This is a genomic window from Nostoc sp. C117 (genome assembly GCF_043099735.1).
Taxonomy (GTDB): domain Bacteria; phylum Cyanobacteriota; class Cyanobacteriia; order Cyanobacteriales; family Nostocaceae; genus Nostoc.
Map to the genome: position 1 here is coordinate 4,776,056 of NZ_CP170991.1, position 12,133 is coordinate 4,788,188.

Below are 12,133 nucleotides of genomic sequence, written 5' to 3' on the forward strand. Positions count from 1 at the left end.
TCTACCCTGCGGGAACGCAACTCTTAGAGAGGCTCCGCCAACGCAAACAGACCTGATTTGAGGACTAAAGTCTTCACTACGAAATGTATATATAGTGAGTGGTCTAAACAGATTGTTTGTCCATTTCTAACCTAGTTCCAAACTTGTCACAGCGAACACACGATTAATAGGTAAACTAGGAATTTCTTTAGTGTACATCCGAGCAGCTTGAAAGACTGGCTGCAATTGGTAACGTTCAACTAAGTTAATTGCTTGTAGATTTGTATCTGGCACATCAAGAAACACTGGAGCATGAGGATTTTGTGCAAGTAACGCTTGAAATAATGCTTCAGCAATCTGTTCGTCATTAGCAAACAGCGGCCCAATCCTAAAACCTGTATGGGCAGGCCGGATAACTCCGTAACCAACAAGATATCCATTTTTGAGAAACCCGAAAGCACTACTTTCTGGCTGTTCAATCCAATGTTGCAGAAACACTGGACGCTTAGAAGGAAAAAGTTGGCGATCGTAAGCCACCAATTCTTCAAAAGGCACTGTTTTCAGTTCGATGATACCAGCAGGTATCGCACCGTTACCGACACCTTGATAACGAATATTGTTATAAGCAATTTGGAAACCAGACTTTTTGTAGTTATCTTGTTGAGCTACTACACCATCTAAGCCAATGTTACGGTCAGCACCTAGATAGTCCATTGCTGTCTTCCAAATTTTCATACCCAACCCCTGCCCACGAAACTGGGGTTTCACAATGTAAAAACCTAGAAAGCCAAAATGTCGATCGTAAGCAACAGCAGAAATGCACCCCACCAGATCGCCATTCAACTCGCCCACAAAAAAACCGTTCTTGTCAGTTTGATAAAAAGATTCAGCATCATACCTTCCTGGATTCCAACCTTCGCTTGCTGCCCAAGTAATCGCCAAATCAATTTCCGACCTATTCATTGTGCGGACGATGAAGTTATCAGCGGTCATAATATCTTCTTACTCTGAGGCTGTTAACTATTTAACTTCACTTTCGCAAATCCAGTGATAACTCTTAATATTTTTATACTCATACCAATTCTGTATGAAGATCCGCTAAACATGTTTAAGTAGAAGAAAGAAAAACGAACGGGAGCATCTCTGTTTTGCAAATATACCAGATGAGAAACAAGATTCTTGCTCCCTCTCCTTACCAAGGAGAGGGTTGGGGTGAGGTTTTACAAGGCTTTTTACGAAAGTGAGATGCTCCCCCAACCGCATAGGCGGACTTTGTTAATATAGCCTGAAGTTACATTAGTTCGGATATAAAATCACTCGAATACTACTGTTCTATTACCATAGACTAATACACGATTTTGCAAGTGCGATCGCACTGCTCTTGCTAATACAACTCGCTCTAAATCTTTGCCTTTTCTCACTAAATCATCAACTTCATCACGGTGACTAACTCGTACAACATCTTGCTCAATAATTGGTCCGGCATCTAAATCAGCAGTGGCATAATGAGCAGTTGCACCAATAATTTTAACACCACGTTCAAAAGCTCGGTGATAGGGATTTGCTCCGATAAAAGCTGGTAAAAATGAATGATGAATATTGATAATTTGTGGAAAATTATTAATAAAATCGGCACTAACAATCTGCATATATTTGGCTAATACAACTAAATCAATTTTGTATTGGCGTAGTAATTCTAGTTGTTGAGCTTCTTGTTCTAGTTTGTTGTCTTTAGTAATATGAATTTGTTGAAAATCGATACCAAATTGCTCTGCCACCACCTTTAAATTAGAATGATTGCTCAGAATTAAAGGAATTTCCGCAATAAATTCTTTGGCACGTTGTCGCCAAATCAAGTCAAATAAACAATGGTCTTGACGGCTTACCCAAATAGCAATACGTGGTACAGTATCAGAAAAATGCAGTTCCCACTTAGCGCCTAAAGGTTGAGCAATAGCATTGAATGCCGGTGCAATAAACTCTCGCGGTAAATTGAACCCATCTAACTGCCATTCAATACGAGTGAGGAACAATCCAGCCGCAAAGTCTGTGTGCTGATCTGCATGGATAATATTACCACCATTAGAATAGATAAAATTGGCAATTTTCGCCACAAGTCCGCGTCGATCTGGGCAGGAAATTAGCAATGTTGCTGTCGGTTTTGTCATTAAATATTGGAAGATTTTTGAAGTTAATTATTTGCTATTGGTCGGACTTGGTAGAGGAAGAATGCTTGGTAAAGGTGTTGATTTAATATTATCTACGGGTTGTTTCCACTCTGATAATTCCCGATTCACAGCATTTGCAAAATCTGTAGATACCAACAGCACATTTACAGCTCCATCGGGTTTTATCGTGGGATCGGCTTGAGCATATAAAAAACGCCCGTTAAAGTTAGATTTACCTAAAATTAACCGATGGGTTTGTTTGTTTTTCAAGGTAATATTAATAGTTCCTTGGGGTTGATCTAAAGCGAATTGTCCCAATTCTTTCGCTGGAGTTGATAAAGTACTGTCGCTCTTACCCTTGACCAACAAATCCATCAAATAAGAAACAATAGCGTCATTTGCTGGTTCAGATATTGGAGATTTAATTAACCATTTTGTGTTGCTAGCTTGATTATTACGTTCTAGATTCAGGGTGAGTTTTTTTGTTGTTACTGTTAAAGCCTGTACATCATCTGCATCAAAAGAGAAAATTTTCTGCTTTTGCTCTTTTATCTCTTCTCGCACAGTCGCACCCCGAATTTCATAGAAGTAAACAAAACTGCCTAAACCCAGCGCTAGGAATATCAAAATTAAAGTTGTTCGTGGCAATTTCATTTTTTTGTCATTTATTATTTTTTATGGGGCAGAATTTCTAACTTTACCGTCGTTTCCACCAGAGAATAACTGCTGCCGCAAACCCAATTAGAGGTAAAACTAACAAAGACGACACTGTTAAAAGACTGCCTTGCATTGTTGTCAGGGTTATCCGACGGTTTTTTGGTTCTTTGGGGCGAATGGAAAGGGGCTGCTTATCTTGTTGATTTAGCCAGGTGACTGAGTTGAGAAATACATCTCCATTTAGTTGCTGTTGAAATAAGCCATCGGTGACAAAATTAGAATTTCCGAAAACTACTAAGCGTGATTCGGTGGGTGTTTGAGATGAGGGGGAAGGAGTGGGCGCAACGGAGGCAGGGGGAGTAGGGGAAACTTTGCTTTTGGTGGTTGGTGATGGTAGAGGGGAAGGTGGGGTTTTTGGGTTAGCTTTGCTTTGGGTGATGGGTGATGGTAAGGGAGAAGGTGTCGGTGAAGCTTGGGGAATAGAAGGAGATTTGGATGTTTGTTTTCTTGTTAAAGCAACGCCTAAAGTCAGAGGGCCTTTGAGGTCTTTATCTGCATTAAATTCCAATTTTTCGCTTTTTAGGTCGCTTTCTGCCCAACTGGTGGGATAGGGTTTGGTTTCCAGTAGACGAGTAGCTTGAATACCAGGTACGGAGATAATTTCTAGAGGACGGGCGATGGGATAAAAGGAAATACCGTTACGGAAATCTTTGGTAATCGGATGTTCTCCGTATTCTGTCACCAAGGGCGTGGCGGGGCCAAGTCCTACAACGCTGTCACCGGAAACATCTACTGCTAAACGATTATCCAGACGAATGCCCCACTCTTGTAGCAAGCTATCAAGTTTGGGATCGGTATTCGGATCGATCATCAGCAGTAAGTTACCGCCTCGATTTAGATATTCTTGTAAAGCTTTGACTTCGCTTTCAAACAACCCTCGCTTGGGACCGGCTACTATTACCACAGAGGCATCTTGAGGAACTTTAGGGTTTTCTGTCAGATTCAACGGTGCGGTTGTGTAATTTTTATCGCCTAATCCCTGAATTGCTTGGGATATTGCACCTTTACCTGCTGATAATTGGTGTTCTCCATGACCTTGGAGTAAGTAAACTTTGGGTGTCGTTGAACTTGTTAGTTGTTGTAGGCGAGTAGTTAATCTGATTTCCGACAGGCGTTCATATTGATTTACTGTTTGTACTAATTGCTTTTTATCGCCAGATTCTAGATAAACTTCGCCATAATTTTTGACGCCAAATTTTTCTGCCAGTCCTGGTCTTGCTTCGGGATTTATATATTCAAAATTAAATTTTGAGCTTTGTCGGCGATAATTTTGCAATAATTCTTGATCTTGGGGATTCTTGCTAATATCAAATACCCACACTTTAACTTCCTCTGGCAAAGCTTTCACCAATTCCTGCGACTGAGGTGCAAGAGTAAATAATTGGTTTTCTGTTAAGTCTGCCCGTAAGTGGTAGCGAGTTCCCAAAAAGTTAATTAATCCCAAAATGGCTAATACTGCCAGAGTTGCTACTAGGGCATTAGTTCCAGCTTGGGTAGAGCGACTTTTCCACCAATTAGTTTGGTAGCTTTGTAGTATTATCCACAATACAATGATGATGATTCCCGGTATCAGGAATGCTAATGCAATTAGTCCCCAGTGTTCATCGGAGACTAAACCAACTGTTAAGCCAACAGCTACTAGGAATGGTCCTAGCCAAAATAGATATTTCCACAGTTTCTTTTTTGGGACTATTTTCATAATTATTTGTCATTGGTCATTGGTCATACGAAAAAATTCTATTCCTCAACAATTTTTCCAATTTTATCTGCTTAATGCTTCTAATAATTGATACAGATGTAATTATTGGGAACGCGTTGTTGCCATATATTCACTTGTCTTACTGATTTTTAATCACTCAATGTTCGTGCATATATTTTACTTGTCACTAGTTTTTATAAATAACAAATGACAAATGACAAATGACTAATTACGCTGAAAACGTAGTGCATCAATTGATTGAGCAGTGAGAAATATTCCCAAAAAAATGTAACTAGCAAATAAAATTAAACTGCTGGTATCAAAAATTCCTTGAACTAAATCGTTGTAATGTTTTGCCAATGAAAGATTACTAAGAAATTCTCCCATTGAACCACCAAGTTTCTGCCCGATAAAATCTGGAACTAACATCAGCAATATACTTGCTGTGAAAGTAAAGACAGCAGACAAAATTGTACTTTCACCTAAAGAGGAAATGAACATTCCCAAGGATAAAATTGCTGCTGCTAATAAGATTAATCCCAGATGACCTAACAAGAGAATTGCTGGCTGCATAGGTGGGTTTGCTGCACTCAATGCGATCGCTTCTAATCCCAGTATCGGCACTACCAAAGTGATAAAAAAGGTCAGTACTCCCAATAGTTTACCTACGGCTACTCCCCAGTTAGTTATCGGCGATGTTGCTAGCAGTTCCAAAGTACCACGCTTGCGTTCTTCGGCATAAAGTCCCATTGAAAGAATTGGTAGCAAAAACAGCAATAACCATGCCATGATACTTAAGAAATCTTGTACAAACCTGGAACCAACATCTAGCGATCCTGGCGCTCCTTGTGAATCTTGATAAAAAGCTTCTGCAATAATGCCAGTTGGTCCGAGCAAAATCAAGAAAAAAAAGAACCCTGCGATTAACCAAAATATGCCAGCGATCGCGTAAGCCAATGGTGAGACAAAATAACTCTGTAATTCTCGGCGATAAATGGCAACAATATTACTCAGTACTATACCCATTTATGCGGCTTCTCCTTCTGTGGCTGCTTCTAAGTTCTTTTCTTCTGTGGTCAGTTGCAAGAACACATCTTCTAAGGTAGCGTTAACTCGCCGCAATTCATGTAAACCAAATCCTGCACGCACTAATGTTGTGGCAATTTCCCGTCCTGGTTCTTTTCCTGGTTGCGATATCACTCGCAGGTAAGCCCGATTTGCTTGGGGTTGATGACTGTGCATTCCGGCTGTGGGTATTGATTCTACCAAACTTACACCTGCAACATTTTGCAATACCTGTTTCGCTAGTGCAGCTTCTCCTTCTATTTCAATTTCATACCCAGAACCGCCTGTCAACTGGGTCATGAGATTTTCTGGTGTATTAGTTGCCACTACTTTGCCGCGATTAATGATAGCGACGCGGCTACAAGTCATACTCACTTCTGGCAAAATGTGTGTGGAGAGAATAATAGTGTGAGTACCAGCCAGACTTTTAATTAAATTCCGGACTTCAATGATTTGTCTTGGATCGAGTCCCACAGTGGGTTCATCGAGAATGATTGCTGGTGGATCGTGGACGATCGCCTGAGCAATTCCTACCCGTTGGCGATATCCTTTAGAAAGTTTGCGAATAATTACCCGGCGCTTTTCTTGTAAGTTACAGCGTTCGATCGCTGCTGTAACTTTCTGATGGCGATCGCCTGGTGAAACTCCCTTAATTCGCGCCACAAAATGCAAAAATCCTTCCACCGTCATTTCGGGATATAACGGTGGTGTTTCGGGTAAATAGCCAATTTTTTGCCGCACAGCCAGGGAATTTTCATGGACATCATATCCAGCAATTCGGGCATTTCCATTTGTTGCCGGTAAATAACCAGCGAGAATCCGCATGGTTGTCGTTTTCCCAGCGCCATTGGGACCTAACAACCCTAAAATCTCCCCTGGTTCGACATTAAAAGTCACATCAGTAATGGCGGGGGTAGAACCGTACATTTTACTGAGATGTTCAACTTCAATCATTTTTGGTGGCGATCGCAAATTAGAAGATACCCAATAATCTTAGATCACGATATTGGGTATGGGGGATTGGGCATTGGGTATTCGGCGGGTTGACATATAAGAGCGATGCCAATATGGTTCAGTTAAGCCAAGAGATGCGATAAATCGCCGTCAAGACGGAAGGATTGATTATTGTAGAGACGGCGATTTATCGCGTCTTTGTGATTTAGAATTTTCATTAAAAAGTCCTATTGGAATGTTTGTATATATCCGGCTCAAAATAATGGCTTGGCAGATACTCTAGCTGAAGCCGAAGCAGAAATTAGGAATTACGAATTAGATTAACGATCGCCTTAGCTAAATCTATCGGTTCCACAGGTTTCGGTAGGTGTTTTTGAAATCCGGCTGCTAGGGCTTGATTATAGTTAATTTCTCCAGCATAAGCAGTTAAGGCGATCGCGGGAATTTGTCCGCCTTGTTCTGGCGGCAATTTTCTCACTTCCCGCAGCAGCATGTAGCCATCCATCAAGGGCATTCCAATATCGCTTAACAGGATATCTGGTTTGAACTCGGCTAGTACTTCTAATGCTTCAGTTGCATCCGCAGCTGATGTTACCGTGGCTCCATACTGTTCTAAGGCAAAGCTAAAAAAGTCGCGCACATCTGCTTGATCGTCCACTAACAGAATTTGCACTCCTAAAAGTAATGAGTCTTCAGTATTAAGTTCTGAGTTAGAAGACTCAGGACTGGAAACTCTTAACTCGGAACTTTTCAGCAAAGGTAGCTTCACTGTAAAGGTTGCTCCTTTTCCTTCTCCGAGACTGTCTGCCTCAACTGTACCACCGTGAAGTTCAACTAAATGACGCACAATTGCTAGTCCTAATCCCAATCCCCCAAATACTCTGGTTGTTTTGGCATCTGCTTGGCGGAAGTAATCAAAGACATGAGGCAAAAATTCGGGGATGATTCCCTTTCCTGTATCAATTACTTGAATTTGAGCATCCAAGCCAACCTGTTCTAAACGTACTTCTACTCGTCCGCCGCTGGGTGTGAATTTAACGGCATTAGAGAGTAAATTCCACATTACTTGTTGCAAGCGATCGCCATCACCTAAAACTTTGCCGATATCATGACTCAACACCGTTTGAATTTCAATTGATTTGGCTTCTGCTGCTAAACGTACCGTTTCTTGGGCAGCAGCGATCGCTATTTTCAAATCCACTGCATGGAGATTTAGATTTATCTTACCTTGTAAAATCCGCGATACATCTAGCAAGTCTTCAATGAGTTGGGTTTGTAACTTGGCGTTGCGTTCGATTGTTTCTAACGCCCGGATTTTTGTAGTTTCGTCAAACTTGCGGGTTCTGAGTAATTTTGCCCACCCTAAAATCGGATTCAGGGGAGTTCTCAATTCATGAGAAAGCACAGCGAGGAATTCATCTTTAATACGGTTAGCTGTTTCAGATTGCGCTCGTGCAGCCTTTTCTGCTTCGTAAAGTTGAGCGCGGGCAATGGCTTGTCCACATTGCTGTCCCAATGTCAACATAAATCCCCGATCTTCTTCTTTAAATGCTTGGGCTGTAGCAAAGCTGAATCCCAGAGCCCCAATCGCTTTACCCTCTGCTATCAATGGTATGGAAGCCCAGGCATTAGTCCTAGTGATAGCCACAGCATTAGCTAAGCTGGCATAGTTTGCCATCAAGGCTGCGACATTTTCGGCAAAATTTTCTACAAAAATCGGCTTCTTGGTTCTGACTGTTTCAGCTATGGGGTTAGGGGCCGTAATGGGAAAACTTGCCCAAGCATCTATCAGTGATTGCGGATAGCCAATTGCTTGGACGACTTTCAAGGTAGTATTTCCCTCAGTAAGTAAGACAACAGAACCAGCGGTGGCTCCCAAGGCGAGAATTCCTTGGTTCATCACCACGTCACCGACTTGTTGGGGAGTTAGGGCTTCGGAAAGGGCGGCGGTGATGCTTTGTAAAAGTACTGTGCGATTCATAGAACGCTCAGCGGCTTGTTTTGCCTGTTGAGTTTCTTGGTAAAGTCTGGCGTTGTCGATAGCTGTAGCCGCCCGACGGGCAATATCTTCTGCTAAGGCTAAGTCTGTGTGTTCGTAGTGACGGCCTGACTCGGCTGTAAAAAAAGAGATTGCTCCAAATAATTGCCCGCGGGAACGGACGGGAATCACCATTAAAGAACAAATACCCAAGCTTTGTAGTAATTGCAGATGTGCTTCATCTTGGGACATCTGCACCAGATGAGAGTCAGATAATTGGGGATAAAACACAGATATTCCCAGTTTTAGCTGCTCTACCAGCTGTTTGGCTGTGCCTTTGGGTGGATAACGCTGTTGGATTTGATTTAAGATATTTTGTTTTGTTGGGTCAGCAATGGCGATCGCAATTTGTTTACTTGACCAATCTTCGCCAAAAACATCTACAATACACCAGTCTGCCAAGGTCGGAACTGCCAGATTCGCCACACTTTCTAAGGTAATTTCATAATCCAATGAGGCCGCGAGTAGGGTGCTGGCTTCGACTAAAAACTCTTGTGTGGCTTCAACTCGTTTGCGTTCGCTAATATCCTCGATAATACCTGAGGCATACTTGAGTTCTCCTTTACTATCCCAAACTGCGGATGAAGTTAAGTTTACCCAAACAATAGAACCATCTTTGCGGATATAGCGCTTTTCTAGGGAATAACCATTAATTTCTTGTGCTAAAACTCGCCGAGCATTCTCCATATCAACTTCTAAGTCTTCAGGGTGGCTAATTTCCTGAAAGTTCATCTGAATTAATTCTTCATGGCTATATCCAGTAATCTCGCACAGGGCAGGATTCACCTGAATAAATCCTCCATCTAAGGCTACCAGAGCAATGCCTACAGCTGCCTGATTAAACATTGCCCGGAATCTTTCTTCGCTTTCCCGCAAAGCAACTTCTGTTTGTTTTGCCTCGGTTACATCTGCCAAAATCATGCCAATTCCTACTGTTTCGCCCATACGGTTGTTCACCGGATAATAATTGCCCAGCCAATATTCGTAATTTTCAGATTGTCCTGGTGTCTCGGTGCTAATTTCTACATTCAGCAGAGGTTCTCCAGTATCTAATACGCGCTGTAATTGTTGCTCCAACTCAGCTGTCATCTCTGGTAGCACTTCGGAAAATTTGCGTCCTAAATGCTCGTCTATGGTTATACCGTTAATGTCAGCGAAAACCTGATTAATTCTGATATATCGCAGTTCTCGATCCAAAAAGCATACAGCCACCGGAGCAGCGCCCAGCAGGGCATCTAAAAGAGATAGAGATTCGGCATAATGAATTAAAGCTTGATGAATGTCTCGATAAAGTTGAGCATTTTCCACTGCTAAAGCGGCGCGATAAGCAATATCTGTGAAGAAAGTTAAATCAGAGCGATCGTAGCGACGGTCTAATTGAGTGCTGACAAAGCTGATGCAACCGAGTACTTTCTGGTGGGCAATTAACGGCACAATCATCACAGACTTCATCCCCAATTGCCGAATCAGTTCTAAGTATTGCTGATTTTGAGCATTTGCCACTAATAGCGAGTCAGGTATTTCTGAGATTAATTCGCTTTCTCCGGTTTGCAGTACTTTAGTAATTGCACTTGTACCCTTGTCATCTATCACATAATCCTGAAGTTGACGCGCCAAATCGGCTTGGGATGGTTCTGCATAGGCAATAGGTAGGCGACGAATGGAACCATCTTCATTCAATATATCGACGCTACACAAATCTGCTAGCTGGGGAACTGAGACTTTAGCGATTTGTTGTAAGGTTTCTTCATAATCTAGGGAAGTAGAAAGTATACGACTAACTTGGGCAATATAGCGGAGTTTTTCTTCAGCTTGCTTGCGCTCTGTAATATCTAGAACAAAAAAGGCTCCTCGATTTAAATTCTCTTCAAAGTGGCTAGCACCTACCAAAATCGGGACGCGTGAGCCGTCTTTACGAATATATTCTTTCTCGAAGGGGGTGCAAAAGGGGGTATATTGAAGTTGAATCAGTGCTTGTTCATCCAGCGGTATGTACTCTGGTGGAGTTAGGTTTTGCCAGTTAAGTTTTCCAGAAATTACTTCTTCATGAGAATAACCAAGCATATTCAACAAGGCATCGTTAGCGTCTGTGATACTGCCATCTCTTTGCCAGAAGCCAATGCCAATCATATTTGACTCAACGACACTGCGAAACTTGGCTTCGCTTTCCCGTAAAGTTTGCTCGGATTGTTTCTGTTGAGTAATATCAATGCACGTGACACCTACTCCTAATAACTGCCCATCCGGCAAACACACCGGATAGTAGCTGACAATACCGTAGCAATACACCCCAGACGGATAAGTTTCCCCGCTGACTTCCTGGTTAAGTAACGACTGCCTAGTTTCCATTACTTGCTGAAAAATAGGCTCAATTTGCTCTGCCCATTGCGGTAGTACTTCTTGAAAGGTACGACCAAAATGTTCGCTTTGGGGTACACCATTAATGGCTGCTAAAGCTTCATTAGCGTAAACGTAGCGAAGTTCAGTATCGAGAAAAGCCAGCGCCACTGGCGAAGTCATAACCCAAGCATTAAGCAAGGCCAAAGATTCATCTTTTTGCTGAAGCGCTTGCTGAAGTTCTCTCTGCAATCTGGCATTTTCTAGTTCTGCTTGCTTGCGCTCAGTAATATTCATAGCGACGCAAATAATACCATCAATGCTCTTGTTTGTATCCTTCATCGGTTCAAGGAGCAAATCATAGTAACGGTTTTCTCCATTTACTGGCAGATAAACCTCTTGACGTCTGGAAACACCAGTTTCTAGTACATTTTCCTTAATTGCCGTCAATTGTTCTGCTACTGAGGCTGAAAATATTTCATCATCACATTTACCGATTACTTTCTCTATTTCATCTGTACCATGAGGATTATGAATCCACTGATATCGCAAATTGCGATCGTGCTGAAAGACCATAATATCTGCACTGCTTAAGGCTAAGGAAAATCGTTCTTCACTAAGTCTCAGCTTTTGTACATTCACTTCAGCGTGTTTTTTAGCAGTTTTTAATGCTTCACAAAGCATACTGAAGAGCAATCCTTGCAATGCAAATAACCCAATTCGCACAGAATTTGTTAGGTCAAAACTCAGTTCATAAACTGGTGGGAGGAAAAAGTAATTGCTCAGTAGGCCAGACAAAGAAGTTGCTAATATCCCTGATTTCAAACCACCATACCAGGCACTCACCATAACAGCGCTAAAAAACAGCAAAAAAGGAGTTCCACTCATGCCTAACCAGGGGTCAAGTATCAGCATTAACACTAATGCTAGTGCGACAGTGAATACAACAATGCCGTAACGTAGTAATTGGGAGTAATTAATATGAGGCATGAAAATGTTTAGGAATAACCAATACTTGTTGCAGAGGCTATATACACCCTAAGTTAGTTTGCAACTTTTCGTAATTAATCTCTAGATAGATTTTGATCTACTTTAAAAGTCTCTTTTGCTAGAGGTGAATTTCTGATTTATCTGATATACAAACGGAAAATTTAGCTTGATATTCAAACAAGGAGG

Annotated in this window: 7 protein-coding genes; all 7 read right to left on the bottom strand. The window is 41.7% G+C overall.

The features are described 5' to 3' along the window. Positions 1–126: 126 nt before the first annotated feature. Complete coding sequence (locus ACFG4S_RS20685) at positions 127–972, bottom strand: GNAT family N-acetyltransferase (protein WP_392530892.1); 846 nt, start codon at positions 970–972, stop codon at positions 127–129. Positions 973–1,292: 320 nt separating this feature from the next. Beyond that, complete coding sequence (gene purU, locus ACFG4S_RS20690; protein ID WP_392530893.1) at positions 1,293–2,147, bottom strand: formyltetrahydrofolate deformylase; 855 nt, start codon at positions 2,145–2,147, stop codon at positions 1,293–1,295. Positions 2,148–2,174: 27 nt separating this feature from the next. Continuing rightward, entirely contained in the window at positions 2,175–2,801 is a 627-nt protein-coding gene (locus ACFG4S_RS20695; protein ID WP_392530894.1) for a DUF4340 domain-containing protein, read from the bottom strand. A gap of 43 nt (positions 2,802–2,844) precedes the next feature. Beyond that, complete coding sequence (locus ACFG4S_RS20700; protein ID WP_392530895.1) at positions 2,845–4,563, bottom strand: GldG family protein; 1,719 nt, start codon at positions 4,561–4,563, stop codon at positions 2,845–2,847. 225 nt (positions 4,564–4,788) lie between these two features. Then, the gene (locus ACFG4S_RS20705; RefSeq protein WP_392530896.1) at positions 4,789–5,589 is read right to left on the bottom strand and encodes an ABC transporter permease; all 801 of its coding nucleotides are present in this window, start codon (positions 5,587–5,589) and stop codon (positions 4,789–4,791) included. Then, positions 5,590–6,582 carry an ABC transporter ATP-binding protein gene (locus tag ACFG4S_RS20710; protein WP_392530897.1) on the bottom strand — a complete coding sequence of 331 codons (993 nt, stop codon included), beginning with the start codon at positions 6,580–6,582 and terminating at the stop codon, positions 5,590–5,592. Between the two features lie 301 nt (positions 6,583–6,883). After that, on the bottom strand, positions 6,884–11,947 hold the full coding sequence (locus ACFG4S_RS20715; RefSeq protein WP_392530898.1) for a PAS domain S-box protein: 5,064 nt from the start codon (positions 11,945–11,947) through the stop codon (positions 6,884–6,886). Positions 11,948–12,133 lie beyond the last annotated feature (186 nt).

Excerpts from the sequence above, each read along its gene's own strand:
- ACFG4S_RS20695 (WP_392530894.1), bottom strand. The coding sequence starts at position 2,801 with ATGAAATTGCCACGAACAACTTTAATTTTGATATTCCTAGCGCTGGGT.
- ACFG4S_RS20710 (WP_392530897.1), bottom strand. The coding sequence starts at position 6,582 with ATGATTGAAGTTGAACATCTCAGTAAAATGTACGGTTCTACCCCCGCC.
- ACFG4S_RS20715 (WP_392530898.1), bottom strand. The coding sequence starts at position 11,947 with ATGCCTCATATTAATTACTCCCAATTACTACGTTACGGCATTGTTGTA.
- ACFG4S_RS20705 (WP_392530896.1), bottom strand. The coding sequence starts at position 5,589 with ATGGGTATAGTACTGAGTAATATTGTTGCCATTTATCGCCGAGAATTA.
- purU (WP_392530893.1), bottom strand. The coding sequence starts at position 2,147 with ATGACAAAACCGACAGCAACATTGCTAATTTCCTGCCCAGATCGACGC.
- ACFG4S_RS20685 (WP_392530892.1), bottom strand. The coding sequence starts at position 972 with ATGACCGCTGATAACTTCATCGTCCGCACAATGAATAGGTCGGAAATT.
- ACFG4S_RS20700 (WP_392530895.1), bottom strand. The coding sequence starts at position 4,563 with ATGAAAATAGTCCCAAAAAAGAAACTGTGGAAATATCTATTTTGGCTA.